This is a genomic window from Sediminibacillus dalangtanensis (assembly GCF_017792025.1).
GTDB lineage: Bacteria > Bacillota > Bacilli > Bacillales > Amphibacillaceae > Sediminibacillus > Sediminibacillus dalangtanensis.
This window is the reverse complement of the sequence record NZ_CP046956.1, coordinates 1,108,963-1,135,432: the sequence shown is the minus strand read 5'-3', so window position 1 is coordinate 1,135,432 and position 26,470 is coordinate 1,108,963. Positions and strand designations below refer to the sequence as shown.

Sequence of the window (26,470 nt, the reverse complement as noted above, 5' to 3'; positions counted from 1 at the left end):
CCTTTCTCTCTTATTGGACAGGATTTGGCACTCGAATACAGATTTCGGTGCCGGCTTTCGACTCCACTTTGAGGCTGCCGTTGACAAATTCAAGCCTTTCTCTCATCCCTTTTAATCCATGCCCTCCCAAGGAAGCAGTATCCTGTCCAATTCCCCGGCCGTTGTCTTCCACTACGATTTGCCAGCCATTTGGCAACTGCTGTATCGCTACTTTACAAAAAGTCGCTTGGCTATGTTTGACTACGTTAGTTACTGCTTCTTTCAAACACATACTAAGTACATTTTCCACCAACAGCGGAATATCGTTCATTTCCTGACTGGTTTCGATGGTAAACTCCATATCAGCAGCTTTCAAAAGTTGCCGTATATGCGATACTTCTTCCTGTAACTTTGCCGCCCTCATTCCAGAAACCATTTCTCTAACTTCCTTTAAGGCTGTCCGTGCTGTTTGGTGGATATCATTTATTTCCGATTTAGCTGCTTCTGGCTTGGAAGTAATTAATTTTCCTGCCAAATCACTCTTCAGGCCAATCAAAGATAACTTTTGTCCCAGCGTATCATGCAAATCGCGGGCAATCCTTTGGCGCTCCTCCATGACCATTAATTGTGAAATCCTATTATTCGCATCCTCCAGCTGCCCCTCCAGTTTTTCCCGTTTAATCCGATTATACATGTTAAACGGTAATAATATCACTCCGATCAAGCTGATAATGATAAAAGGAAGCTGCGTAAAAAATAAATCAAAATGCAAGAAAAAACCATAGGTGATAGACGCAATAGTAGTGGTTAAATGGATGATATAAAGAGTGATAAACCCGCCCTTTTGTTGAATGTTGCCAATGAAAAAAGCTAAAAAGAGAGCGAAATATACGTAACCGAAAAATAAAGTCATAACAATGCTGATGAGCATCTCCACGCTCACCCAAATATAAACCGGCCACCCTTTTTTAATAAAAGACAATCGATAGGAAATGAAAAACGAAAGAATCATCCCTATACCGAAAAGGATTTCCATTAAAGCTGAGGAACGGAAAATAAAATAAAATGGCAAAACACAAAAAATAATCCAGACATAAGTACTAAGGCCGGTGTTTTTGGGAATAATGTGGAACCAATTATGCATAACGTTCCTCCTGCTACTTCAAATTTCTATTCACACCTAAAGAAAGTATAGCAAAAACACGAATAATAGCCTATCTTCTTTCAAAACCTTCTTTTTTGCATACTTTCAATGGAAATAGAATGATTAAGGACCAAAGCGCAAGCGCCTGTTTAAAGGAGTACAGGCTAGAGCCGCCACGTCCTGTGTGGCAACGCCTGCATGACCCACATCGTTTGGGCCTCCCACAAGCTTAAGAACAGCCTTGGCGTGGCGCTTTTTGCCACACAGAGGTTGGGCTTAAGACCTCGAGGGGGTAGGCTGGAGCTGGACGTGGCTGTTTCAGCCAATAATGATCCACAGAGAGTTAAATATATCATTTCCTATACAGTCAAATAACCCTCCAATTGTACCTTCGGAGGGTTATTCAATAGGAGACTATTTTTCCTGGAAACCTGGTCTTCTGTTCGTTAGATTAAGGTCGCTGACAGATTTTTTTTGATCAGTTTGTCGGATGTTTTTAACAGACTTAAAACTGACAAAGGTTTTGCTTTGTTCATCATACAACCGGAATCGCAGGGATTCCAAGCTGGATAGAAAGGTTATCGTCGTAGCCTTTTGCAGCGGTGGAGTGGATGCATGCGCCTCTTCCAGATAATAATTAGGAACACGCGGATTCAAATGGTGAACGTGATGGAAGCCGATGCTCCCTGTAATCCATTGAATCACTTTTGGCAGTTTATAGTAAGAACTGCCGTCTACAGCAGCTTTGACATAATCCCACTCTGCCTCATTTTCAAAATAGGAGTCTTCAAATTGGTGCTGTACATAAAACAGCCAGATGCCTAGAGCTCCTGATACAAATAAAATGGTTCCTTGAATGATCAGCAGCGCTTCCCAGCCGATTGCCCAAAGCAGCAAGCTGTAGATGGCCACCAACGAAGCATTGATCAAATAAGTGTTCAAACGTTCTTTACGCCTTGCTCCCTTGCGATTAAACCGATTATCAATCAGGAATAAGAAAATCGGACCGAGACCGAACATGACGAATGGATTGCGGTACATTCTGTAAGTAAGCTTTTGCCAAAATGAGGCTTGCTTATACTCTTCCACAGTCATTACCCACATATCGCCAGTCCCTCGTTTATCTAAGTTCCCACTCGTAGCATGATGAATAGAGTGGCTTCTTTTCCACTTTTCAAATGCAAAGTGTGTAATAATACCAGTCAACGTTCCCAGGATACGATTGGCTTTTTTGTTTTTGAAAAATGATTGATGGGCACAATCATGGAAGATTATGAACATCCGTACAACAAAACCAGCTGCCACGATTGCCAAAGGAATGGTTAACCAAATGGAAACAGACAGACTTTGGTAAGCCAAAAACCAAAGAATGAAAAAGGCCGGTACTGTATTCAACAGTTGTATAACGCTCGATTTTTTGTCCGCTTTTTCATAAGGAGCTACATTTTTTCTTAATTCCGCTTGTTTTTGTTTACTCATTGTTTTCCTCCTCAAGCATGTTTGTCCATACTTTTTCTGGGATAAACCGCTTAGCTTAACTCCATGTTAGAGGAAAAACGTGCCGATAAACAGACACAAACGTCAAGCCTCCCGTATGACATTTGTCATATAGTCCGCAATTTATGTCTATACAGAAGCAATTATCTACAGAATAGACTCTTCTTTACCTGACAGATTCCGAATTGGTCAAATACGTTGCATAGGTAGACAGACTGTCGATATCAGCCATATCTTCCGAGAAAAGCGGAACATAAAATAACTTTTTGTTGGAAAAAACGCTTGCGATTTCATCCAGGTAAGGCTGTTCAATTTGTTTGCGCCTTTGAAAAAAATCACCATCGGCATATTCCGGCAGCACTTTATTGACTACCAGGGAGTCAATGTGGATGTGAAAAGGTTCCAACTGAGCAATAGCTTTCTTTGTTTCTTCGATAGGAAGCTTTTCTGGATTGAGCACGAAAAGAAAGCCTGTCTCCTTATGATCAAGCAACACCGTTCGCGCATGTTCAAACTTTTGCCTCCGCTTCACTAAGACGTCAAATATTGGGTCCTCGACTGGATCTCCGTCATTTAACAATTGACTGTAATTTTCATTTGTCTTGCGTCTTCTCTCCAACATGCCGTCCATCCACACACCCATCAATTCTGGAAGGCTAAGAAGCCTCACTGTATGGCCGGTCGGTGCTGTATCAAAAATAAGATAGTCAAAGTGTTCCCGCTCCTCCAAAATGATGGATACTATCCGATCGAACAAAGCCGCCTCCTCAGCTCCTGGCGACGCCTTCGCCATATCCATCTGCCTGTTCACTTCTTCCACTAGGCTCGATTTCACTAAACCAGATAGGTTGTCCTTGACACCTTTGATATAAGCTTCTGCCTCCTTAGCGGCATCAACCTCTAATACGGATAAACAATCAGCAACATGGAAGCTTTCCGCACCCACTTCACAGCTAAAAATGTCCCCAAGATTATGTGCAGGATCGGTCGACACTAGCAAAACCCGTTTTCCTGCTTCGGCAGCAGAATATGCAAGCGATGCTGCCGTTGTCGATTTCCCCACTCCTCCTTTGCCACCCACAAATAAAATCGGCTTTTGCAAAAGATCATTCATCGTAGCATCCTCCTATTCAACAACAGCGAATACCGTCCAGCGGTGATTTTTCCATCCCCATCCGCAAATGCCAGTCATGGAATTTTTCCAACATATAAGGATACAGTTCAAGCGTGTAATAGTATACAGGATTCGGTATACCTACCATTTCCGAATAGAGAAGCAGCATAAACAAGTCGTCTTCATCCCGTAATTCCCGGGCTACTTCACTACGATGCGGAAGGCTTAGCATTTCATCGTACCATTGAACCAGTGTTTTAAATTTATCCCTCATCTTTCATCCTCCATTCCTTGAAGAAAAGCACAAGCGCCTGTTTAAAGGAGTACAGGCTAAAGCCGCCACGGCCTGTGGCAACGCCTGCATGACTCACATCGTTTGGGCATCCGACAGCTAGACATCTCTGAAATTTATACTTTCTTATCTTTTAAGAAAAAAGGGGCAGCAATGTGCCCCTTTTTCAATAAAGAAACGTTGCTTCCCTTATGGACAGGCGTAATACCTCATTCAGGATTCCTTTATATCGTTCTTGGTCAACGTGGAGATGGCAGTGATGATAATCCACACGGCAAACACAAAAATGACTGCTCCCAGAACAAATAAAAGCATATTGGCATCAGAACCAAACCACGACCATTGGAAAAGCACTTGGTTGAACATCGCAAGCAGCGTCATGATCAACAGAAACACCATCGGAATCAAGGTGACCAGGAAATTCCTTCCCTGCCGTTTCAGCCAGATGGAAATCAATAGCAAGCTGATACCCGCTAGCAGCTGATTGGAGGTACCGAATAATGGCCATAACAAGTACCCTCCGGATCCAAATCCTTTGGAGCCTTCCGGCAGCAGGACAAGCACAGCACTCAGGATGACAGCAATGCTTGTTGCTACATGCATCTTTGATAACGCAGGGATTTTATACTCGACGCCGAGTTCGGCAATGATATATCGCATTAATCTTACCGAAGTATCGAGCGTTGTTGCTGCAAAGCTGACGACAATGATTGAAACAATCGTGGTGGCGATTCCAGGAGGAATTGCCAGCCCATTTGCCAACTGACTCGCACCTTCGACAAAGTTCCCCAGCCCGGTTGCATTCGCCTGGGCGAAACTGGAATAGGCTGCCGTGAAATCACCAGCCGAAGGAAACAAGGTAATAACCGCCAGAATCGATACTAACGCAAGTGCCCCTTCGCCCACGGCTCCAAAATATCCGACAAAGCGAGCGTCCGTTTCTTTGTTTAACTGCTTGGAAGAAGTTCCGGAGGACACCAATCCATGAAACCCTGAAATAGCACCACAAGCAACTGTAATGAACAACAGCGGGAACCAGGATACATCGCTTGCCGAGCTTGCAGCAGGAGCTGTCACCGCAGGATTGGTGAACAACAGCCCGAGATATAGGATAGCCATTCCAACTACCAGCTGATGGGAATTAATATAATCACGTGGCTGCAGCAATTTCCATACAGGAAGGGTCGAAGCAATATAAACGTAAACCATTAATATCACAATCCAAATTAGAAAAGCGCTGGAAACTGCGCCCATTCCAAACAGGCCGGCAGCACCTTCCCCTCCAAAGTACGCAACGACATCAATTTGCAGAAAGTCTATATTGCTGGCCAGAATGGCTACACCATACATGACCACCAGGGCAATGATGGAAGGCAAAAGCATTTTTGTTTTCCCTTTATATACAGCATAGCCAATCCAAATCGCCAGCGGAATTTGAATAAATACCGGAAGTACACTGGCAGGGTAAGAAATAAATAGATTCGAAATCACCCAGGCAAAAACGGCATTGATCATCAAAACTAGAATCAATATGATAAACAAAAATAGTAGTTTTGCTTTTTTACCGATTAACCGGTGGGCCAGTGTTCCGATCGACTGCCCTTTATTCCTGACAGACAAAACCAGGGTACCGAAGTCATGAACGCCTGCGGCAAAAACCGTTCCAAGCACGACCCACAGGAATGCAGGCAGCCATCCCCAATAAACGGCTATTGCAGGTCCGAGAATTGGTGCAGCCCCCGCGACCGATGTGAAATGGTGCCCCCAGACAACATACTTGTTGGTTGGGACAAAATCGACTCCGTCCTTATACTGGTGTGCCGGGGTCAGATAATTCGGATCAAGCCGATAAATTTTTTCTGCTACAAACTTCGAGTAAAAACGGTAACCAAGAATGAAGATAATGATTCCAATTGCAGCAACTAACAAACTGCTCAATGAAACGCCCTCCCTCATCTTTTTTGATAGAATCTGTTAAGTATTCCTTATCCACTATATGTGTAAGCGTTTACCATGATGCTGATTTCAGCTTAAAAAAAGATAGAAAGAAATACAAGCATTTCACTTAGGCATTCCTCAAGTTCCGATTCATGATAGAAGGTTGGCGGCTGGTGTAAAATCTATGTCTTTAGCCATCCATTGTAAGAAGAGCGCTGATGTTATGCTGTTTAAAGTGTAGTTAGCTTTTTTGTTCGAGCCTTTTTGCCAAGTGTCAAAAAGGATAACAAAAAGAGTACGGAGCGTTCAAAGCAAAGGACAAATATTCTATCGAGGACAAGAGATTCCGGCAAAAAATATACAAGCGGCCCCTCCAGAAGGGAACCGCTTGTATTAATCTTAGGTTTTTCGAACTAATCAGAAGGATCGGCATTCATATCATGCCGATTGGTGACACGATGGATGTGGAGCGTTAAATAGATGATTTCATCCTTTGTCACATGCCAGTCATAGTTTGTTTCAACAAAGGCAGCGACCTTTTCACTGCATAAAAATGCTTTATGGTATTTCTTTTTCACTTGTTCGTATAAAAAGTCATCCGAATGCTCGACAGGAGCCTTTTCCTCTCGGACCGACCGCAGCGCAAAAAAACGCAAATGGATCAGAAAGCGTTCATAATTAATGGAGCTTTCATCTAATTCAATTTGAAAATAATACTTGACGATATTCAAGATGTTGTTTACCATCTTGGTCATTTTCACGGTGGCTTCCATGCTCTCCCCTGATAACTGACTATTGACCAAATGAAGTGCAATGGATCCTGCCTCATCCTCTTCCAATCTCACACCAATTGATTTTTCTATTATATCAAGCGATGCCATCGCAACCTGAAATTCCTGTTTATAATATTTCCTGATTTCCCATAACAAGGCATTGGGAAGATGGATTCCCTGCTTATACCTGCTGATGGCAAAACTCAGATGATCGGTCAGTGCAACATAAATATAATCGTCTAGTTTATAAGGAAGCCGTGTTTTGGCATAATCGATGATTTGGTAGGACAAATCAAAGTACTCCTCCGGGATCTCACTAAGCAATTCGGCGAGCTTGTCTGATACCCCCTGATTTTCCAGTACAAATGTCTTTTCCACTTTGTCTGGGTTAATGGGATCACCAGGCCGTTTTTTAAACGCCAAACCTCTTCCCATCACAACCATTTCCTGACTATGTTTATTTTCCGTTAATACGACATTATTGTTAAAGACTTTTTTTATTTCCATAATCGCTCGCCCTCAATAAGTAAATGAATGATAAAAAGAAAAACGCTACTAAAATAAAAAAACCTAAATTCGGGCATAAATATCCCTTTCAGAATACTTTACCACAAACTTAGGTTTTGCCTGCCGAACAGTAACAATCCATTATTATGAAATTGTTAGCGGTTTCTTTCATTAAAACATAAGCAATAAACGGTGTCAATGATTAAGATAAGACAATTGGACTAGAAAGCCCTCTTGGTGTATGCCAAGAAGGGCTAATTCAGCCGTTATCTCCTTGTCGTTTCGGCTCAGCTTCTGGCTTGGTATTTTTAATAAAAAAGGAAAGAAGCAGTCCCAGCAAGGATAACAGGGAAACAACAATAAATGCCATATTTGCTCCGTATATATCCGGATAAGTAATTTCAGGCCTATCTGCTGCATTGGAAGCAGAGGTTGTCATGACGGTAACCAGGATAGCGGTGCCAACAGAGGCTGCAATTTGTCTCATTGTATTGTCCATCGCCGCTCCATGTGGGATTAAACGCTGTGGCAGCTGGTTCAAGCCTGCCGTAGCGATTGGCATCATTACCATTGACAACCCAAACATCCTGATGCTGTACATGATGGTTATAAAGCTAAACGAGGTGGAAGTGCCCAGGTTGGAAAACACAAAGGAAGAACCAGTAATGATAGTTAGTCCAATGATCGCCAGCCAGCGGGCCCCCACTTTATCAAAAATCCTGCCAGTTACAGGTGACATGAACCCGGTAATCAAGGCACCCGGAAGTAAAGCAAGACCTGCCTCAAACGCACTGAATTCACGCATATTTTGCATATATAGCGGGATGATGGTCTCCACACCGATTAACCCCATAAATACAATCATCCCTACCATGACAGCTAGTGGAAAAATCGGATATTTAAAGACCCGGAATTCCAGCATTGGATGTTCAAGCCGCAGTTGCCTGCTGATAAACAGAACCAGGGCCAAAACTCCGACTCCGAGCGAGATAAGGGTCAACGGTGCGAACCAGCCGTTGTTTCCCGCACTGGTAAATCCGTAAAGCAAACTGCCAAATCCCAGCGAAGATAAAATAATCGAAAGGATATCGACCCGCGGTCTGCTTACTTCGGTCACATTTTTCATGGCGAATATAGCCACTACAATATCAATAATCGCGATCGGCAAAATGATGAAAAACAATAGCCGCCAGGAATAATGAGAAGTGATCCATCCAGACAATGCAGGACCAATTGCAGGAGCAAACGAAATAACCAGTCCGATAAGCCCCATTGCTGCTCCGCGCTTGTTAACAGGAAATATCATCAGAAATACTGTCTGCATCAACGGCAACATGACACCCGCCCCCGCTGACTGAATCACCCGCCCAAGCAGTAAAAGGGGAAAGCTGGGAGCCAGCCCGGCAACCAACGTTCCGAATGCAAACACACTCATCGCTGTGATGAATAATTGTCTTGTCGTAAAACGTTCAAGTAAAAATGCACTGACGGGAATCATGATTCCATTGACAAGCATAAAAACAGTGGTGAGCCATTGTCCCGTGTTTGCCGATATTCCCATCTCTTCCATAATCGGAGGTATGGCGGTAATCATCAATGTTTGATTAAGAATGGCAATAAAGGCCCCGGCCAGCAGTAAGGTTACAATCGTCGATCTCTTGTAGCTGGTTGTAGTCATATTCTTCTTCCTCTCTCTTTCCAGCCCGTGTCGTCCGGTCTGTCATCTATGTATTTTCTTTTGTTGTTCATTTCACCTCAATAGATTAACTGATTTCCTAAAGGAATTCTATTATAGAGACTTAAATTTCACGAATTTTTTAGAAAGCAAAAAGACAGAAAGGGGCCGGGACAAAAGCATGGCTACTAAAGCAAAAACCGAGCGAATTCTAAATGCCGATCAAATTCGTTCGGTTTTTTTGTTATTCTCGTTTTATCCTGTTGTTTGATGTGTGCTTCAAATCGCTACGGCAAGATACTACGCGTTCCACGGGCACGGCTTCCACTTCCTCAGAAAGCAACAACCGCTTTCTTGCGGGATTTTCAGCTCGTGCTGTTCCCGTAGGAGTCTCCGTATCTTGCCTTCGCTACATTTTTGCGGTCTGATTTCTACGTGATCAAGACAAGATGAATAGAACCGTATTCTTCTATTGGCTGATAGGTATCTAAACAGTGATGAAGACGAAAGGCTTGGGGATTCCTTTATTCTTTATAGCATAAAAAAGATAAAGAAATACTCCTGGTTTCCATGCGGCTTCACTTTCTTTTCGCAACGGCAATAGGCAAAATGGAAATCACACCAGAAGAGAAGGTATCTCCATCCAACGGAGGCAAGGTACTCAGACTCCAGCGGGGTGAGCGCGAGCTGAAGATCCACTTGGCAAAGCGGTATTCTTTGCCAAGTTAGCTGATCCGCGGAAAGCGAAGTACCTTGCCGGAGGGGGAAGTAGCACTTTTCATAGGATAGAACGTTTTGCTTTTTGCTCATCAAAAAAACCGAACGAATTGGGGGTATCGTTCGGTTTTCATTTTGGTCACGATGCTTTTGTCCCAGGATCTTTCTGCCGTATAGACATCTGCTATTAATTTTTAAGCATGCAGCTGTTGAGGATTCTCCTCACCATCCTGATGTTTCTTTTCTGACTCCGCCACCACAACAGCACAAGCCGCATCTCCCGTCACATTCAGGGCAGTCCTTGTCATATCAAGCAGTCGATCGATACCGATAATCAAAGCGATGCCTTCGACAGGGAGCGATACCTGGGTCAATACCATTGCAAGCATAATCAATCCGACTCCTGGTACACCAGCCGTCCCAATACTCGCCAGAACAGCGACCAACACGACCATCAACAATTGAGAAAAAGAAAGATCCACAGCATAAACCTGGGCGATGAACACCGTTGCGACCCCTTGCATGATTGCCGTCCCGTCCATGTTGATGGTGGAACCCAGCGGCTGTACAAAGCTGCTAATCGATTTGGGGACATTCAAATTCTCCTGTGCCGTTTTCATCGACACCGGCAGTGTGGCACTGCTGCTAGAAGTACTGAAGCCTACCGTCATAGCTGGGAAAAATCCTTTTAAGAAATGGACTGGATTCATTTTTCCTAATAAAGATACAGCTGTACCGTAGGTAATGACCGCATGAATCACAAGACCTGCAAGGACTACCAACATATACGAGGCCATTGCTTTAGCTCCATCCAATCCCATTGTCCCAATAGCTGAGGCCAATAAACCGAAGGCACCGTATGGTGCGAAACGCATGATTAAGTTAACCAAAAACATCATAATATCGTTGCCTTGCTCCATTAAACGCAATACCCCTTCGGTCTTTTTACCAAGCATCGCCAGTGCAAATCCAACAAATATCGAAAAAGCGATAATTTGCAGCATGTTTCCTTCAGCCAACGATTGGATAGGATTAACCGGGATAATATTCGTGAAAGTTTCCACTACGGTCGGTGCTTCCCTGCTTTCGAAAGTGGCGCCTGTTGTATCGATACCTGTTTTACCAGGCTGGAACAAATAAGCGAGAACCAAAGCAATGGTAATGGCAATCGTCGTGGTCGCCAGGAAAAACGCCACGGTCTTGCCGCCTATACGGCCAAGTTTTTTGGGATCCCCTAATGAAGCAGTACCGAGAACAATGGAAAAAAACACAATCGGAACGACAAGCATTTTGATTAAATTTAAGAACAGGGTACCGAGTAAGCTGAATACATAATTATCAAGTGTTTCAAACAAGCTCGGCGCAGAAAAATGCAAAATAAGTCCTACTACAGCACCGAGCAACAGGCCAATAAAAATCTTGGTAGTCAACCTCATGCTATCTCCTCCTTTTAATGAAAGCGCTTTCTTTAAAGTTATGCACACGACCTTGTAATTATCCGAATATTTCAAAAATATTTTTACAATTTAAAAAACCTTTACCATTCGTAAATACAAATGATAAAGGTTTTGGATAACTCATCGACTTGATTGCTTTTTTCTTTTTGGATAAACGGTAATCATTTTGTATAGAATCAAATAAAGACCGACAAGCAACAGCAAAACAAGGTAACCATTTCCCCAGCCTGTCAATTTTATCGCAGTATAAATAATAAGCGGCAATGTCAAAGCAAAGGCTGTCATTTTCCAGAGATGCTGGAAAGCAAGCTTCCTGTGCAGCAAACGTGCCATTAGCAGAGCGCCAGCAGCCAGGGCAGAAATGACCACCAATCCGGTGAAAATGACATACATCGGATAAAAAGTAATGCTCTGCAGGATGAATACACTCCGCAAATCACTGTCCAATAAAAGGTTTTTCTGAAAGGCCAAAGCATAGCCTTCCGGTAAATATAAAACAAATATCAACAAGAAAATATATACCAAGGTATCGCGCATGCTTACTCTGTTAAGCCAGAACACAGCCTGCTTTTTCGGCAATGCAATGCTGTGTTTGAATATTTTTATCAATTCCACGTTCTTCAACTCCTGCAGCCAGCTCTCCCAAAATCGGAACGATCTTTATTATAGCACAGCTGAAGCTAGTCGGAGACGTATTTTGTCCAGTTTAATCCATATAAAAAGCCAGTTCTTCGTCGATTTGGCTCCGGATTGCTTTCAGACACTCTTCTGCAGTCTTGCCGAACACGCGGGTCCCATTTACCATGGCATAGGGACGTACCCGGCAAAGTCCGCAAAAGGACAAGCAATCGTATTTCACTACCGAAACTTCCGAATACTCCGATTCCAAAATTTGTTCAACATCCACTTCATTGATCAAACTGGCGTCGCAAATTTCGACAACCACTATTCCCATTGTCAGCCCCTCTCTCTGCCGCAAACTTCGGCTTTTTCAGGAGTGATTATTTAGTCCAAGTTTCACGCGCGCCTCTTCTTTGTCTTTGTTCATTTGCTTGATTAATTCATCAAGGGAAGCAAAGTTTTCTTCTTCACGCATTTTTTGAATGAACGACACCTTCATCGATTTGCCGTAGAGGTCGCCAGAGAAATCCAATAAATAGGCTTCAATCAGATAATCTTTCCCATTTACCGTTGGTCGGTAACCTGCATTGATTAGTGCATACCAGCATTCGCCCGCCATGTCGTTCTCTGTGGCTATCTCGACGCTTCCTAGATATACACCGCTTCCCGGCAACTCATAATCGCCATCCGGTGCCAAGTTAGCGGTCGGAAAGCCAAGCTTCCTGCCAAGCGCATCCCCTTCCACTACTTTTCCGTTTACGGAATAGTTTCTGCCAAGCAATGTGTTAACTTTTTCAAACTGGCCCTCTCGGATGGAGGCCCTGATATCCGTACTGCTGATTTTCTGACCGCCAATTGTCATTAACGGCGCTATTGTTACCGGAATTCCGATATCAGCTGATAAATCTGTCAAAAGGTCGGTATCCGATTTACGGCCTTTGCCAAAATTGAACCCTTCCCCTACTACAATCCCTTTAATATTCAGCAAGGATAGATGCTGATAAACAAATGTTTCAGGGGTCGTCTCTGCGTATTTTTCCGTAAATTCGATTTCATATACTTTGCTGACACCAAGACGTTCCAGCTGGCGGTATTTCTCCCTGCTCGGTGTCACACATTGTCTATATCGTTCATCACGCTTTAATGCCCACAGGGGATGCGGGTGGAAGGTCATGACCGCTAATGACTGTCCGGTTTCTTTCAAGCGCCCGGCTTGCCGTAATATCGACTGGTGACCGAGGTGGACACCATCAAATTTTCCGATACATAAAATGATTGGCTCGTTATTCGCTGGAGGCGCGTCTTGAATTTGAATAATCTCCATTCCTTATTAGCTCCCTATTTGCTGATTCTCGCTGTCCTCGACAGCCATTCGAATTCCTCTATTTATCAAATACCCTGCACGGGCAAAACAGATTTCCTTGTTTGCTTTTCTACCCATCGTCCAGTTTTTTGTTCTGACAAAATCCCAGACATCCCCATTATACTAGATAAAACCGCTAAACTGTAAAGTGCCAAGCACTTTTGTACAGAAAACTCGTCGATTGGCGTACCTTTGACGGATACGGCTATATAGTAGTACTCCATTGCTGGATATTTTAGCCGATTTTTCATTTTTCTGAGATACAGAAAAAAAGCAGCCCGGACGGCTGCCTTTTTCTATAAATCATGAGAAGATTTTCGTTTCTGACGAGAATGGTTTTGATTTTTCACTTGATGGGACCCGCTTAATGGTTCTCCATAAGGCTGACTTGGACTTTTCGGCAGGTTGGGCTGCTTTTGTTGTTTTGGGCCTTCACGTCTACCTGACATTTAATGTCCTCCTTTCTGTAATTATCGATAGTTTCTAATTAACCCATCCTCCTTATTCCAAATGAAGCGTGCTTTCCATTATAAGCCGAATAAGCATTCCTTTTTTTGGAGTATTCAGGTATCATGACCTATATACACCAACTTGTCTAAACAGAAAAACCATAAGAAAGGGGAACGAAGGAAATTGAGTAACGCAAAACCTCAAATAATGGTCTTTGGCACTTTCCATATGCGCTACACCCCAGACTTATTTCGTTATCAAATGGACGGAACTTTAACGGAGCAAAACAAGCAGGATATTAAAAAGGTGGTCGACTGCTTAAAAGAATTTCAACCGACGAAAATTGCCTTAGAAGTCGAAAAAAAGCATCACAATACCCTGAACCATGACTTTCAGCAATACAGAAACGGGAAATTTTCACTTGAAGTAAACGAAATTCATCAATTCGGTTTCCGGTGTGCAGACGAATTGAATCATCATCAGGTGTATGCGGTCGATTGGATGGAATCGCTCGGAAATATCGGAATTGGTCAGGCAATAAACTGGGCGAAAACAGAACAGCCGGAAATGTACGAATTAATTACGGAGCATTACCAACCGCAAATCAACACCTATTCCGCTACGACCAATATAGTTGAATTGATCATGGCTTGTAACATGGAGGTACGAAGCACACTTGATCATGAAATGAATATGGCTGTAGCCCGTATTGGGAAGGAAGAAAACTATGTTGGCATTGACTGGCTAAGGTGGTGGTACCAAAGAAATCTAATCCTTTACGCGAATCTTGCTGAAATAACTGCTGCTGGGGATCGGACACTATTGATAATCGGAGCAGGGCACATCCATTTACTCACCCGATTTTTGCAGGAGAGCGGACAATTTGACGTTATTCCCGCCCTCGACTATCTGACTTTCTAAAAACAAATTTATCTATGTTCATAGCTATCTTCAAGAAAGGCTACGTTGCTGGCTTCCCCGAATCAAATGTTTTCGGTGGGGAAAGTAACCGCAGTCCCAAGGGAGTGAAGAAGCTGATTCATGGAGTCTCCTTGCTATAGCGTCCATTACGGAAAGCTTGTATTTTTCCGCGCGCCTAATTAGCATGTTCCTGTAAAGATGCTAAAAAGTCATGAAAAACTTATTTCGCGGTTTATTAGGACACATAGGATTTTGTGAAAAAAATACGTTTACAACTATTATATCTTTGTTATATACTAACAATTGATTGATCAATCAATTGTTAGTAAGGAGATGTACATGCCACTTTCAGCTAATCAAATCGAAAAAATGAATGCAAAAAGAGATAAAATTTTGGAACAGGCGATTATCTTGTTTTCAGAACACGGTTATAATGACACCACTATTTCCAAGGTTGCAAAAGCTTCCGGAGTAAGCTTCGGCAGCGTATTTACGTATTTTGAAAACAAAGAAGCGTTATTTCATCATGCAGTTGTAGAGCGTCTGAAAGAACTTTCCCCTCTGTTAATGGACTTCAATCCAAATGCAGAAGACCCATACAAGGAATTAGAAACCATGATCGATAAGCATATCCGCTTATTTGCCAGTGTCGGTACTTACTTGCGGCTTGTTACCCAGGTAATCGGACAGCCCCAACGATTCGAACGCCAATTTAAAGAGCTTGATCAATTTTATTATACCTTCCGTTATAAAATTGCAGACTTGGTTGCACAAGGTCAAAACAGTGGCCAGCTTCGCAGTGAGATAGATCCTCTCACCTGTTCTATTGCCTACACTTCCTTTCTGATGGGAATCAGGCTAAATTTGGCCGATCAGCCTGATCATGATATTTGGTCTGACTTTTCGCCGGTTGCCATGCAGTTATTTGGACCGAACATTCCATAGGATAACGGTTCGCATGAACAAATGCGCAAGCGCCTGTTTAAAGGCGTACAGACTAGGGCCGCCACGTCCTGTGGCAACGCCTGCATGACCCACATCGTTTGGGCCTCCGACAAGCTTAAGAACAGCCTCGGCGTGGCGCTTTTTGCCACACAGAGGGTGGGCTTAAGACCTCGAGGGGGTAGGCGCTAGAGCTGGACGTGGCTGTTTCAGCCAATAATGATCCACAGACAGTTAAATTTATCATTTCCTATACAGCAAAAATGATTGATTAATCAATCAAAAAAGGAGATAGAAACATGAATTTTTTTACTTTTTCCCGAACCATCCAAATTCGATTAGTCCTTCAATTTATCACCACAACAGCTAACGCTGCCGTTACTCCTTATCTAGTCGTTTTTTTCTCCAGTATGCTGGGAACGATGATTACGGGCTTTATGTTTTTGAGCGTAATGGCAGCTAATATCGCCGGTTCCTTTACCGGAGGATACATAGCAGATAAGAAGGGAAGAAAGCCTGTAATAGTCTGTTCTGAAGCAATCGTGCTAGGCGGCTTTCTATTTGTCGCAGCAGTCAACTCCCCCTGGCTGAGCCTTCCCTACTTCACCTTTGTTCTATTTGTCGTCATTCATTTTTTTCTCGGATCAGCAACCCCTGCCTACCAAGCGATGATCATCGATGAAAGCACTCCAGAAAACCGAAAAGCAGTGTACACATTTTCTTATTGGCTGCAAAACCTTGCCATATCGATCGGCGGGATTACGGGTGCCTTCCTATTTATGGACCATTATTTCCTTCTGTTTTTGGGGGTTGCAGCCGCCACCATGACTTCGCTCGTAATGACTATATTTTTTATCAAGGAATCGTTTCAATCCGAAGCAACCAGCGAATCTAAGAAAGCTACAGTACCTCAAAAAAGTTTGGGCAATGGAGTCAGAACCTATTTCAGCGTCTTAAGGCACAAAACTTTTGCGGTATTCACTTTAGCAAATTTGCTTATCGTCGCGACAGAGGAACAATTGACTAATTACATCGGGCTTCGTCTGGCAGACGACATCCCCGAAGCGAGACAGTTGGTCCCATTATTGCCGTTTCAAGCAGATGGGATCAATTTACTAGGGATTTTGAAAGCTGAAAATACTATTTTGGTTGTATGTTTGACCGTTGTCGTATCCTACTTATTAAGAAGGCTGAACGATCGTTTTGTTTTACTTGGAGGACTCGTGCTTTACTTCCTTGGTTACACCGTGCTCAGCTTTCACGATTCAGCCATTGTGCTGATTGCCGCCATGTTCTTTGCTACTTTGGGCGAATTGCTGCACATTCCAGTAAAACAGACAATGCTGGCCAATATGGTACCAGACCATGCCAGAAGTACATACATGGCCGTATTTGGATTAATGACAATTCTTGGAGCTGTGATTGCTGGTTTGTTTATTTTTCTCAGCAGCTTCCTGTCAACTTCTGTCTTAACGGTTGCATTTCTTTTGATGGGAACAGTCACTATTGTCATTTTCAGTCGATTGACTGGAAGAAACGCATCAGAGAAAACCCGATCTGCTGCATCACAAATCAGTTCCTGAACCGCTTTAAAATATTTTCAAAAATACATTCCACCCTCTTATACAGGAAGCGATCATCGAATTTTTTAAAATCAGAAAAAAGCCGGAGAAGGATGCTTCTTCTTACCGGCCCTTATTTGGGGACTCTTCCTCAATAGCATTGAAACGATTCAATCCGATTCAAATCAATTCCGAAGTAAACCCACCGGAATCCAGTCCAGCGGTAACCCGCTATGCTTCGGCGACCGACAAAGGTTGGATAATACCAGAAGGATTCAAATCCTTCCAGCCAAACATAGGTGAAACGGAACAAACAGCCGCGGATTCCTCCTGGATCGACCGCATAGGTTTGATATGGTGGTTGCTGCGGCACTACTGATGGCGGCGGACTGGTCGGGGGTCCTGCCTGCGGAGAACCTCCTGGCGGTTGCGTCGGTGGCGGAAATGACGGAATACCAGGAGTACCTGGCTGCGTATCCATTTGTCCCCTTTCCCACCAATCAGATGGGGGATTTGAAGGCATCTGCCATGGATGATACATATTCTGAACCTCCTTCCCTATGGTTACATCTCATTGTATGTCATCCGTCTAATTTTCGTTTCTGTATCCAAATAAAGGAATTTTTGTGAAAAAGGTACTACTTTTAATTGAATTAATTCGAAAAAAAAGATACTATTTCAATAGAATCATAGATAAGGTAGGGTATAATTTATGAAAAAAGATCTAGAAAGAGAGATAGAACAATTAAGATTGAAGATGTATAAAGCCTATAGCAGTGAGCCGGACGGGAATGAAGTCCTAAAAATTTCCCAGGCACTGGATAAGCTGCTCAATGAATTCCAAAAAACAAAATCAATTCACTAAATCGGTTTTCGTTCGGTACTTCCCAGACCCTGTATCATCCTCAAGATTCACATCGTCCCACATCCTGTCTACTTTCGTTTTATACTTCATTTTAAAATACATCTATCGTATGCTTGCCTATTCACTGTTGTTCTTATACAATAAGAACACACGTTCCCTTGAATAGGAGTGAACTTTCCTTGATAATACAATGTCAGATAACAACTTTTTTCTTACCAGCTTCCCATAAGCGATACTGCTGTACAGAGTGGAAAATAAAATTGCTTTACAAACAAAAGTCCTTCCAATTTTTCATCTCAAGACACAAGGTTCTACGAAAAGTCTCTGAGGAAAAATGATCAGCTATTGTTGAAAAGCATGGTGGTAATGAATCAATCTACATAAGAAAGTAGAGAAGTAATATGTTGAAACAGCTAGAAAAAAAGATGGAGCAGCTAAGAAGGGAAATGTATGTAGTTTATGAAAAATCGCACAGTTTGTCAGATGAGGAATTGCTTCGCCTTACCAATGAGATGCACGAGGTAGTGGTCCGCTGGCGAAAGGAAAAGTATGGAAGTCGATACGGCTGCAGTCCATTCCGGCAGTCTTCAGGAAAAAGAGCAGATAAAGAAAACTCGTAAACCTGAAATCTTCAGCGAAAAAATGTGGGAACCGACATTATTCGTTATGCTGTATCGAGTTATCCTTTCTTCTACTTTTCCTGTAAAGCTTTTTGCCACACAGAGGGTGGACTTAAGACCTCGAGGGGGTAGGTGCTGGAGCTAGACATCTCTGAAATTTATACTTTCTTATCTTTTAAAAAAACGGCATACCTCTGGATTACCAGAAGTATGCCGCTACTGCTATTCTTCTACTGTCGTCGTTTTCTCGTCAGTTTTTTTCGTATTTAAAAACAGTGCGAGCAGCATCCCGGCCAAAGCAAGGATGGAAGCAAACAAAAAGGCGCTATTATAGCCATGCAACAGCGCACTATTGGCTACCTGCTGCTTCGCATCCGCCTGGGATAGTCCTGCCAGTGAAGACATATCCGGCTGATAGTTTTTGGCAGCAGTTGTCATCACGGTGATAAGGATAGCTGTGCCAATCGATGCGGACACCTGTTGCATTGTGTTCGCCATGGCTGAACCGTGGGCATTCCATTCATCTGGAATTTGGTTTAGTCCGGCTGTCATAACCGGCATCATGGCTAACGCCAAACCGAACATACGAACAGCATACACAATAGCAAGCATGGTAAACGAGGTGTCCATCGACAAGTTCGTGAATATATAGGTTGTGACTGCAACTATAGCCAAACCAGGCACCGCTAGCCAGCGCGCTCCAAACTTATCGAACATCATCCCTGTAATCGGCGACATGATTCCCATTACAATCGCACCCGGTAGCAACATCAGGCCGGACTCAAGTGGTGTAAAACCACGTAAATTCTGCATGTATAGCGGCAGCAATGTTTCTGCACCGATCATCGACATCAATACGATCATGGTTATGATTAGGGATAGGCTGAAAATGTTGAATTTAAATACTTTGAATTGCAACAGCGGTGTAGCCAGTTTTAGCTGGCGCCATATGAATAATGCCAGGATAATAGCACCGCCGATCAAGCAAACAAGTACTTTGGAGCTGCTCCAGCCATCTTCCCCAGCGCTGCTGAATCCATACAACAATCCGCCGAAACCGAATGATGACATGATAATCGACAAAATATCGATCTTGGGCTTGGTTAATCTAGTGACATTCCTCATTGAAAAGTAAGCAAACACAATGGTCAAAATCACGATGGGCAGCACAATATAGAACAGCGCCCTCCATGAAAAGTATTCTAATAGCCATCCGGACAGCGTCGGTCCGATTGCCGGGGCAAACGAGATGACGATTCCCGCCATTCCCATAACCGCACCACGCCTTTCTCTCGGGATCACGGTTAAAATGACGGTCATCATCAACGGGAGCATGATTCCCGATCCTGCAGCCTGGATAACCCGGCCCGTTAGTAGTAAAGGAAATACGTGGGACAGTGAACTGATCAATGTACCTAACCCAAAAATACTGAAAGCAGTCATGAACAACTTCCTTGTCGTAAATCGTTCAATTAAAAAAGCGGAAATCGGGATCATCACCCCGTTCGTCAGTAGAAAAGCTGTGGTCAGCCATTGCACTTTATTTTCTGTAATACCAAAATCAGCCATGATGGATGGCAATGCGGTTGCCAGCAAAGTTTCATTCAATAAACCGACGAATGCACCGATTAACATGACGGCTAGCATCGGACCGATTTTTATATCAGGCTGGCTTGTTTGTTGGTTTTCTTCTGCCATTATCTATCTTCTCCTTCTTCCCTCAATAATCTGTTTAGTGTGTGCTCGATTTGCAGAATACTGCTTACTAAACAATCCTGCTGTTTTAAATAATCAATTAATGCATCAAGCAAGTATATCTGCGGTTTGTCTTTTTGTATTTCCTCTGAAAGATGATTCAGAGCCGCTAATGTATCGTTCTTCATTTTGTCCGGTACTAGAAGTGTTTCAGCCTCTTGTCTGACAGACTCCATTAGTTTATGCAGCTGTTGTTTCAGGATGGCAGGATTATCATTCTGTTTGTCCGGTAACACCGTCTCTTCGTTGAGAATAGGTTCCAGATTTTTTGCTCGATTAATCATAGATTCTAAAACATCTGTCAGTAAATGAGCCAATCGGCCCACTGGTACTTGGGTCTGCTTGAATACCAGCAGCGATATATACTCTTTCAATATCCCCTCGAACATCACGACGATATCCCAGATCGCATCGCTGTCTCCAAATGCCTCGATTAGACATTGTTTATGCCACTGAATTAATTTCATATGGAACTCTTTCATCATTTGAGAAATTTCATTCGACTCTCCAGGAGGGAATTCTTTGAACAAGGTAAAGAGAATCGAACTGTTTTTCCGAGTTTGTTCGAGCTCAATTTCTATTCGCTTTTGTAGTAATTCCTTTCCGGTCAATGCCCCGTCAACTTGAACAGAATGGGCTTTTAGAAACATTTTATTGTGGCAGTCCTTAACCAATTCAATTAGTAACGCTTCTTTACTGGCAAAATGTTTGTAAAAAGCTCCCTTGGAAACCCCCGTCTCTAGAGCGATTTCCTGTATGGAGGTCATATGGTAGCCTTTTTCCGCGAATAGTCGAATTGCCGCTTCTTTTAAAACCTGCTTTTTACTGATCTGTCTCCCCCCAAAACCAAGCGGTTACTTTTTAGTACCAACTGGTCATTTAATCATGAGGATTATCTTATGATACATCACGCTTTTTGTCAACAAAACCAATTGGTCTATTGAGATAAAAAATAGGAACAAGGGGAGAGCATCTCTTCTCCTGTTCCTACCTCTTTTCCATGGTTGCCATCGTTAAACAACTTCTAACTCAAGTAATTCTTCTAAACGGCGAATGGTATAGTCCGCTTTTTCCGCTTTATAGCCTGTCGTTTTCTTCCAAACAGTAACCATCCCTGCTTTTCCTGCCGCTTCCATATCCTTTTCCGGATGGTCACCGACAAATAAACATTTATCCAGCGGAACGTTCAGCTGCTTTGAAGCTCTATGAAAAATAGCTGGATCCGGTTTCCCGATTCCTTCTTTTTCAGAAATTAACAGCAAATCAAAATATCGTTCGATACCGAGCGCCTTGATTGCATCCAGTTGAAAAGGATAACGGCCGTTTGTGATGACTCCTAACTTTAACCGCTTGTATCTCAAGGTTTCCAGGACTACTTTAAGGTTGGGAAAAGGGATACAACTGTGTCTAAATTGGCTTATGTAATCATCCAGCAATTCCTGCCAGGAAACAGAGCGAATTGAAAATTTACTGACCAGCTGCTGATACACCCTGTCTTTCCAAACATATCCGCCGGCGTCTAATTTCAAAAAAGCTTCGATAAAATCTGTTTTATCCACATCTCTTAAATAGTTCTCCATCCGGTCATACTGACCTTGGATGAATAACCGGATGCTCCTTTCACGATCCAGCATGGTGCCATCCAGATCAAACAGAACAGCCTGTATCATATTGCACCTCCTCCATGTCAGGAAACCGAATCAGCGGGGTTAAGAAGAGCCAATACTTGATGATCTTCCCATTTCCCGTTAATGAACACATTTTTTCTGGCTATTCCTTCCCGGTGAAAACCCGCCTTCTCCAACACCCGTATTGATCCTTTGTTGTGCGGCATGACCCCGGCTTCAATTCGGTGTAATTTTAATCCATTAAATGCATAGGAAGTTATTTGCTTTACTGCTTCGGAGGCATACCCTTTTCCATTGTGGCTCTCATCAACGAAATAACCGATAAATGAACTTTGCAAAGAACCGCGCACAACCTGTAACAACTGAATGTTCCCTACCAGCTGGTGGTCACTCTTTTGGTAGATTCCAAAGTGATACGCTTCATCTGCCTCTCTTTTCGCACGAAACGATTCCATTAACTTCTGTTGAGTAGACAAGGTATAATAAGCTTCACTTCGAGTCATCGAAAACCGTTCAAAAAATTCCTTGTTCCTTTTTTGCAGCTGAAGTGTTTGAGCAGCATCACCCTTTTCGAACGGGCGCAAATAAATGTCCTTGCCTTCCAGCAACAGTTTTTCCTCATTATGAAGCATGGGCTCCCTCCTTTTGGATTCGCTTTAAAATTTGTCTTCACCTTCGTTACATATACTATATCCTAATCCATTTAACTTCGTCGACAATCTCCTCATTTTTCATGCTACTAGAAAAACCGAACGATGATTCGAAATAAAACTTCGAATTCGTTCGGTTTTTGCTTTGGTCACTGTTCTTTTATCCCAGCACTTCTAGCTTCATGAATTATTCAGCAGTTACTGCCTCTTCCTGGGTTACCGCTAGTTGGTAACGATAGATGCCGACACCTTCTTTGAAGTCGACAGCATAGTTTTGCACCCGGTTGTTCACCGGAATGATCACTGCCCGGTAAACGGTCGGGAATACTGGAATTTCTTCCACCATCAGCTCCTGCCATTTACTGTAGACATCCTGACGATATGCCTCGTCGAATGCTTTTTCCGATACACCTTCCTGCAGCAATGCGTCGTTTTCTTCACTTGCATAACGGGTGTAATTAAAAGCGGCATCCCTTCCGTATAAACCAGCCGGATTGACATCATACCCTACAGACCATGCACCCTGATAAATGTCGATTTCCGGATCATCCGCTTCCACACGGTCATAGAAAGTATTGAATTCCTGTAAGCGTCCATCAAGCAACTCAACTTTCAAACCTACTGCTTCCCACGCCTGGATATAGTATTGAGCCAACGGTTCTGCAGTGTCACCGCCTGACATCGAAGCAAAATTGATCACAAGTTCATTGCCATCTTTGTCCTCGCGGATACCATCACCATTGACATCTTCATAGCCAGCATCATCCAAAAGCTGATTCGCCTTGTCAGGATCGTAAGTTGGTGCTTCGATACTATCATCATGGTAGTCAGGATGGGAAGGCGGAATGAGTGTACTGGCGTTCCAGCGAAGACCATTGTAAAACTTCTTGCCGACCGCATCATTGTCTACGGCATGCCACATGGCTCTTCTAAGATCAACGTCTGCCATTTTTGCGTCCGGATCTGGGACCACCTCACCGGCGTCTGCATCCCACTTCCCTAATTTAAATCCGATATACGTATAAGCAAGATCCACGTCACCGACAAACTCTACGTTGGACATATCCGCATTTTCCGGATATTGATCGGTTGGAAAACTATCCACCAAATCCACTTCTCCATTTTCCAGTGCCTGCACGACTACATTCGGGTTGATTACTTTTAGCGTAACCCCGTCGAGATTCGGTTCTCCCCGCCAGTAATCTTCGTTTTTCACGAACGTCACGGATTCACCGGGTACAATAGAATCTACTTTAAACGGCCCCATCCCGATTGGGTGTTCACGTACTTCCGGGGAGGAAGACATGTCTGCAACCGGAATATCTTTAAAGATATGTTTTGGCATCGCATAGGACCAAATTCCGCTCGACAAAAGCGACGGGGTAAAGGTGTCATACGTTATTTTCATCGTTTTCTCATCGATGACCTCAATTCCGGATATCGTATCTGCTTTTCCATTATGGTAGGCTTCCATGCCTTTGATAATCGTAAAATCCGATCCATAACGAATTCCGTCGTAGTCCGGGTGGCCTATCACCTCATAGGCAAACTGCCAGTCTTCAGCTGTCACAGGCTCGCCATCATGCCAGTTGACATTATCACGGATTTTGAATGTGATTGTCTTTGCTTCCCGGTCTACATCAAGCGTTGCAGCTCCATCATTCGTATAGGCATAATTTTCATCTACGTCCAACAACGATTCATCGAACCAGCTAATCACCTGTGCGTCTGGATTTCCGGAGTAAAAATTAAAGTTCAATGTACCTTCAAAAGCGGTATCGGAAACCAAGCCGAAGTTAAGCGTTCCACCTTCGATTGCCTCTCCTTGATTGGTCTTGATTTGTTCAAAATCATCAATCGAGAAAACCTCGTCCTGTGCAGACTCACCCTTCTCCGCATCGTCTTTTCCTTCGACTTCCGCTCCTGCATCCTCGTCACTGCACGCCGCCAAAACGAAGAACAGAAAGGCCAGCATCAACAAGAACAACAGCTTGCCATAATGTTTTTTTCTCATCTAATTTCCTCCCCTTAAAATGGTGTGTCAGCACTAGTGAACTGACTATCTATACACATCATCAATAACAAGATTATTGATGTGAGTATCAATTGAACGTCCTTCATCCTCTCCTCTGCCTTGAGTCGGAAGCACGCTTCAGTGCTTCTCCGACATTGCGTACGCTTAACATTAGAACAAAAATCAACACTGCTGCAGGAACCCAAATCCACCATCTGAACTCCAAGGTTTGCGGGTTCCTTGCATAACCAAGCAAAGTGCCAAGACTTGGCGTGCTTTCCGGAAATCCGAATCCTAAAAAAGACAGCCCGGACTCCAAACCAATATTCGCAGCTAAATTCAACGTCATGGTAACGATAATCAAAGAACTTAAATTTGGCAGGACCTGCGAAAACATGATTTTCCATTCCGGAGTTCCCAGCGATTTGGATGCCTGTGCATAATCCAACTCCCGTTCCTGCAAAGCTTTGGATCGGATCAACCTGGCAATCCCCATCCACAAAAAGGACGTCATAATCAAAGAAAACGAAAAAATATCATATTTTGGAACAATGGCCAAAAATACAATGACAATCATCAAAAAGGGGAGGATAAGAAAGAAGTCAACAATCCGCATCATGATGTTATCAACCGTTCCGCCAAAGTAACCGGAAATCAACCCATATAGTACGCCGATGATACCGGTCATCAAGGTGACCAGAATACCGATAGACAGAGAATTGCGCGTACCGATAATCAATTGGCCAAACACATCCCTGCCACCATAATCAGTGCCCAGCCAAAATTCTCCGGTTGGAGGCTGATGAATTTCAAACAAGTCGACTGCCACGATTTCATCCTGATTCAAAAACAAGGAGATGCCATATACAAAAACTGTTACCATCAGCAAGAAAATGAAAGATATCAATGCGACCTTGTCCCTGGCCAATTCTCTCCACATAATTTTTAATGCGGAAGGGCTTTTTTCCTGCCTACCAGTGGCGCCAGCCTGTAATTCAGCCATGTGTATCACCTCTTTATCTTTTATTTAATACGGATTCTCGGATCTACCATACTTAAAATGATATCCGACAGCAGCACACCTAAGATGGAGACTACTCCCAGTAGCAATACGACCGAAGTGACCACGCTATAATCACGAAGCGTGATAGAATCCATGAACAACAATCCCATTCCCGGGTAACTGTAAATCGTTTCTACAAAAATGGTCCCACCTATCAAACCAGTGATCTCAAAACCAAGGAATGCAGCAAGCGGTAGCAGGGAGTTTCGTAGGATGTGGCGATGATAGACTCTGGATTCCGGCGCCCCTTTTGCTCTTGCCGTGATGATAAAGTCTTTTTGCTTGGTATCGATGATTTCACTGCGCAAGTATTGGACAGTATTCACCGTGGTAATCAAAGCCATGGACAGGGCCGGCAATAAAAGGTGCTGCAGTTTACTCACAATATAAGGGAAGGTTCCTGGCTCAAGTCCTGGTGCCACGCTGCCACCAGTCGGAAACCATTCCAGTTTAAATCCGAAGACCCATAAAGACACCAAAGCAAAAATAAACAGTGGAGTAGCAAATCCTATATAGGTATAACCGGTAATCAGCTGGTCACGAAGTGTGTCATTGTATCTGCCACTAATAATGCCAAGCGGTATTGCAATTAGATAGGTTAGAATCAGGGTTGCAACAGCAAGCCAAAACGAATTGGCGAGCCGCTGTCCAATCAGGTCCGTTACCGGCATTTTGTGACGGAAAGACTGACCGAGATCGCCATGAAGAGCAGAACCTACCCAATCCACATACTGCACATACCAAGGGTCGTTCAAGCCAAGTTTTTCTCGTTGTGCCTCGATTGCCGCTGGATCGATGTTCGGGTCGATTTGTCCAGAGAGAGCATCACCGGGCATCATCTGAGCCATTAGAAACACCAAGACACTCAGCAATAAAACCTGTGGCATGGTAATAAACAATCTTCTAACAATGAATTTCCACAT

Annotated in this window: 25 protein-coding genes; 5 read left to right on the top strand and 20 right to left on the bottom strand. The window is 43.3% G+C overall.

Annotated features, from left to right (window positions below):
* Positions 1-10: 10 nt before the first annotated feature.
* The 12 genes from ERJ70_RS05720 to ERJ70_RS05665 form a co-directional block, all read right to left on the bottom strand.
* Positions 11-1,123, bottom strand: a complete 1,113-nt coding sequence (locus ERJ70_RS05720; RefSeq protein ID WP_209367804.1) for a sensor histidine kinase — start codon at positions 1,121-1,123, stop codon at positions 11-13.
* Positions 1,124-1,537: 414 nt separating this feature from the next.
* Positions 1,538-2,602 (bottom strand): Delta(5) desaturase DesA, encoded by a 1,065-nt coding sequence (gene desA, locus ERJ70_RS05715; protein WP_309507354.1) that lies wholly within the window; start codon positions 2,600-2,602, stop codon positions 1,538-1,540.
* 184 nt (positions 2,603-2,786) lie between these two features.
* Complete coding sequence (locus ERJ70_RS05710) at positions 2,787-3,734, bottom strand: ArsA family ATPase (RefSeq protein WP_209367800.1); 948 nt, start codon at positions 3,732-3,734, stop codon at positions 2,787-2,789.
* Positions 3,735-3,750: 16 nt separating this feature from the next.
* On the bottom strand, positions 3,751-4,008 hold the full coding sequence (locus ERJ70_RS05705) for a cory-CC-star protein (protein WP_209367798.1): 258 nt from the start codon (positions 4,006-4,008) through the stop codon (positions 3,751-3,753).
* A 231-nt stretch (positions 4,009-4,239) separates the two neighbouring features.
* Entirely contained in the window at positions 4,240-5,964 is a 1,725-nt protein-coding gene (locus tag ERJ70_RS05700) for a carbon starvation CstA family protein (protein ID WP_209367796.1), read from the bottom strand.
* Between the two features lie 413 nt (positions 5,965-6,377).
* Positions 6,378-7,244, bottom strand: a complete 867-nt coding sequence (gene licT / locus ERJ70_RS05695; protein ID WP_209367794.1) for a BglG family transcription antiterminator LicT — start codon at positions 7,242-7,244, stop codon at positions 6,378-6,380.
* 259 nt (positions 7,245-7,503) lie between these two features.
* Positions 7,504-8,922 carry a DHA2 family efflux MFS transporter permease subunit gene (locus tag ERJ70_RS05690; RefSeq protein ID WP_209367792.1) on the bottom strand — a complete coding sequence of 473 codons (1,419 nt, stop codon included), beginning with the start codon at positions 8,920-8,922 and terminating at the stop codon, positions 7,504-7,506.
* Positions 8,923-9,830: 908 nt separating this feature from the next.
* Positions 9,831-11,072 (bottom strand): dicarboxylate/amino acid:cation symporter, encoded by a 1,242-nt coding sequence (locus tag ERJ70_RS05685; protein WP_209367790.1) that lies wholly within the window; start codon positions 11,070-11,072, stop codon positions 9,831-9,833.
* Between the two features lie 141 nt (positions 11,073-11,213).
* Positions 11,214-11,708: a DUF1189 family protein gene (locus tag ERJ70_RS05680; RefSeq protein ID WP_209367789.1), complete on the bottom strand. Its 495-nt coding sequence runs from the start codon at positions 11,706-11,708 to the stop codon at positions 11,214-11,216.
* A 91-nt stretch (positions 11,709-11,799) separates the two neighbouring features.
* On the bottom strand, positions 11,800-12,048 hold the full coding sequence (locus tag ERJ70_RS05675) for a YuzB family protein (protein WP_209367787.1): 249 nt from the start codon (positions 12,046-12,048) through the stop codon (positions 11,800-11,802).
* Between the two features lie 36 nt (positions 12,049-12,084).
* Positions 12,085-13,038, bottom strand: a complete 954-nt coding sequence (locus ERJ70_RS05670) for a bifunctional riboflavin kinase/FAD synthetase (RefSeq protein WP_209367785.1) — start codon at positions 13,036-13,038, stop codon at positions 12,085-12,087.
* 335 nt (positions 13,039-13,373) lie between these two features.
* Positions 13,374-13,526 (bottom strand): small acid-soluble spore protein P, encoded by a 153-nt coding sequence (locus ERJ70_RS05665; protein WP_209367784.1) that lies wholly within the window; start codon positions 13,524-13,526, stop codon positions 13,374-13,376.
* Between the two features lie 184 nt (positions 13,527-13,710).
* Between ERJ70_RS05665 and ERJ70_RS05660 the strand changes: the two genes are divergently transcribed.
* The 3 genes from ERJ70_RS05660 (at position 13,711) to ERJ70_RS05650 (ending at position 16,973) form a co-directional block, all read left to right on the top strand.
* Positions 13,711-14,448: a DUF5694 domain-containing protein gene (locus tag ERJ70_RS05660; protein WP_245208127.1), complete on the top strand. Its 738-nt coding sequence runs from the start codon at positions 13,711-13,713 to the stop codon at positions 14,446-14,448.
* 339 nt (positions 14,449-14,787) lie between these two features.
* Positions 14,788-15,393: a TetR/AcrR family transcriptional regulator gene (locus ERJ70_RS05655; RefSeq protein ID WP_209367783.1), complete on the top strand. Its 606-nt coding sequence runs from the start codon at positions 14,788-14,790 to the stop codon at positions 15,391-15,393.
* A 296-nt stretch (positions 15,394-15,689) separates the two neighbouring features.
* Positions 15,690-16,973, top strand: coding sequence for an MFS transporter (locus tag ERJ70_RS05650; RefSeq protein ID WP_209367782.1), 1,284 nt, complete (start codon positions 15,690-15,692; stop codon positions 16,971-16,973).
* 130 nt (positions 16,974-17,103) lie between these two features.
* Here ERJ70_RS05650 and ERJ70_RS05645 read toward each other — a convergent pair whose 3' ends face one another.
* Positions 17,104-17,493, bottom strand: a complete 390-nt coding sequence (locus tag ERJ70_RS05645) for a hypothetical protein (protein ID WP_374099756.1) — start codon at positions 17,491-17,493, stop codon at positions 17,104-17,106.
* Between the two features lie 171 nt (positions 17,494-17,664).
* On the opposite strand from ERJ70_RS05645, the gene ERJ70_RS05640 reads away from it, so the two are divergent.
* Together ERJ70_RS05640 and ERJ70_RS05635 are read left to right on the top strand one after the other, a co-directional pair.
* The gene (locus ERJ70_RS05640; protein ID WP_209367781.1) at positions 17,665-17,817 is read left to right on the top strand and encodes an aspartyl-phosphate phosphatase Spo0E family protein; all 153 of its coding nucleotides are present in this window, start codon (positions 17,665-17,667) and stop codon (positions 17,815-17,817) included.
* 401 nt (positions 17,818-18,218) lie between these two features.
* Positions 18,219-18,437, top strand: coding sequence for a Spo0E family sporulation regulatory protein-aspartic acid phosphatase (locus ERJ70_RS05635; RefSeq protein ID WP_209367780.1), 219 nt, complete (start codon positions 18,219-18,221; stop codon positions 18,435-18,437).
* A 222-nt stretch (positions 18,438-18,659) separates the two neighbouring features.
* On the opposite strand, the gene ERJ70_RS05630 is transcribed toward ERJ70_RS05635, so the two are convergent.
* From ERJ70_RS05630 to opp4B, 7 genes are all read right to left on the bottom strand, one after another.
* A complete protein-coding gene (locus ERJ70_RS05630; protein WP_209367779.1) occupies positions 18,660-20,135 on the bottom strand; it encodes an MDR family MFS transporter in 1,476 nt (491 codons plus the stop codon).
* On the bottom strand, positions 20,135-20,989 hold the full coding sequence (locus ERJ70_RS05625; RefSeq protein WP_256439092.1) for a TetR/AcrR family transcriptional regulator: 855 nt from the start codon (positions 20,987-20,989) through the stop codon (positions 20,135-20,137). Before ERJ70_RS05625 ends, ERJ70_RS05630 begins: the two co-directional genes overlap by 1 nt.
* Positions 20,990-21,205: 216 nt before the next feature.
* Positions 21,206-21,862, bottom strand: a complete 657-nt coding sequence (locus tag ERJ70_RS05620; RefSeq protein ID WP_209367777.1) for an HAD family hydrolase — start codon at positions 21,860-21,862, stop codon at positions 21,206-21,208.
* Between the two features lie 17 nt (positions 21,863-21,879).
* Positions 21,880-22,428, bottom strand: a complete 549-nt coding sequence (locus ERJ70_RS05615) for a GNAT family N-acetyltransferase (protein ID WP_209369156.1) — start codon at positions 22,426-22,428, stop codon at positions 21,880-21,882.
* A 229-nt stretch (positions 22,429-22,657) separates the two neighbouring features.
* Entirely contained in the window at positions 22,658-24,484 is a 1,827-nt protein-coding gene (opp4A, locus tag ERJ70_RS05610; RefSeq protein WP_209367776.1) for an oligopeptide ABC transporter substrate-binding protein, read from the bottom strand.
* Positions 24,485-24,587: 103 nt separating this feature from the next.
* Entirely contained in the window at positions 24,588-25,487 is a 900-nt protein-coding gene (locus tag ERJ70_RS05605) for an ABC transporter permease (protein ID WP_209367775.1), read from the bottom strand.
* A 20-nt stretch (positions 25,488-25,507) separates the two neighbouring features.
* Positions 25,508-26,470 (bottom strand): oligopeptide ABC transporter permease, encoded by a 963-nt coding sequence (opp4B, locus tag ERJ70_RS05600; protein WP_209367774.1) that lies wholly within the window; start codon positions 26,468-26,470, stop codon positions 25,508-25,510.

What these genes read in the sequence shown, in the direction of transcription:
- ERJ70_RS05605 (WP_209367775.1), bottom strand. Translation starts at nt 25,487, where the DNA reads ATGGCTGAATTACAGGCTGGCGCCACTGGTAGGCAGGAAAAAAGCCCT.
- opp4A (WP_209367776.1), bottom strand. Translation starts at nt 24,484, where the DNA reads ATGAGAAAAAAACATTATGGCAAGCTGTTGTTCTTGTTGATGCTGGCC.
- ERJ70_RS05690 (WP_209367792.1), bottom strand. Translation starts at nt 8,922, where the DNA reads ATGACTACAACCAGCTACAAGAGATCGACGATTGTAACCTTACTGCTG.
- ERJ70_RS05710 (WP_209367800.1), bottom strand. Translation starts at nt 3,734, where the DNA reads ATGAATGATCTTTTGCAAAAGCCGATTTTATTTGTGGGTGGCAAAGGA.
- ERJ70_RS05705 (WP_209367798.1), bottom strand. Translation starts at nt 4,008, where the DNA reads ATGAGGGATAAATTTAAAACACTGGTTCAATGGTACGATGAAATGCTA.
- ERJ70_RS05620 (WP_209367777.1), bottom strand. Translation starts at nt 21,862, where the DNA reads ATGATACAGGCTGTTCTGTTTGATCTGGATGGCACCATGCTGGATCGT.
- ERJ70_RS05675 (WP_209367787.1), bottom strand. Translation starts at nt 12,048, where the DNA reads ATGGGAATAGTGGTTGTCGAAATTTGCGACGCCAGTTTGATCAATGAA.
- licT (WP_209367794.1), bottom strand. Translation starts at nt 7,244, where the DNA reads ATGGAAATAAAAAAAGTCTTTAACAATAATGTCGTATTAACGGAAAAT.
- desA (WP_309507354.1), bottom strand. Translation starts at nt 2,602, where the DNA reads ATGAGTAAACAAAAACAAGCGGAATTAAGAAAAAATGTAGCTCCTTAT.
- ERJ70_RS05630 (WP_209367779.1), bottom strand. Translation starts at nt 20,135, where the DNA reads ATGGCAGAAGAAAACCAACAAACAAGCCAGCCTGATATAAAAATCGGT.
- ERJ70_RS05645 (WP_374099756.1), bottom strand. Translation starts at nt 17,493, where the DNA reads ATGTATCATCCATGGCAGATGCCTTCAAATCCCCCATCTGATTGGTGG.
- ERJ70_RS05655 (WP_209367783.1), top strand. Translation starts at nt 14,788, where the DNA reads ATGCCACTTTCAGCTAATCAAATCGAAAAAATGAATGCAAAAAGAGAT.
- ERJ70_RS05650 (WP_209367782.1), top strand. Translation starts at nt 15,690, where the DNA reads ATGAATTTTTTTACTTTTTCCCGAACCATCCAAATTCGATTAGTCCTT.
- ERJ70_RS05640 (WP_209367781.1), top strand. Translation starts at nt 17,665, where the DNA reads ATGAAAAAAGATCTAGAAAGAGAGATAGAACAATTAAGATTGAAGATG.
- ERJ70_RS05670 (WP_209367785.1), bottom strand. Translation starts at nt 13,038, where the DNA reads ATGGAGATTATTCAAATTCAAGACGCGCCTCCAGCGAATAACGAGCCA.
- ERJ70_RS05720 (WP_209367804.1), bottom strand. Translation starts at nt 1,123, where the DNA reads ATGCATAATTGGTTCCACATTATTCCCAAAAACACCGGCCTTAGTACT.
- opp4B (WP_209367774.1), bottom strand. Translation starts at nt 26,470, where the DNA reads ATGTGGAAATTCATTGTTAGAAGATTGTTTATTACCATGCCACAGGTT.
- ERJ70_RS05665 (WP_209367784.1), bottom strand. Translation starts at nt 13,526, where the DNA reads ATGTCAGGTAGACGTGAAGGCCCAAAACAACAAAAGCAGCCCAACCTG.
- ERJ70_RS05685 (WP_209367790.1), bottom strand. Translation starts at nt 11,072, where the DNA reads ATGAGGTTGACTACCAAGATTTTTATTGGCCTGTTGCTCGGTGCTGTA.
- ERJ70_RS05635 (WP_209367780.1), top strand. Translation starts at nt 18,219, where the DNA reads ATGTTGAAACAGCTAGAAAAAAAGATGGAGCAGCTAAGAAGGGAAATG.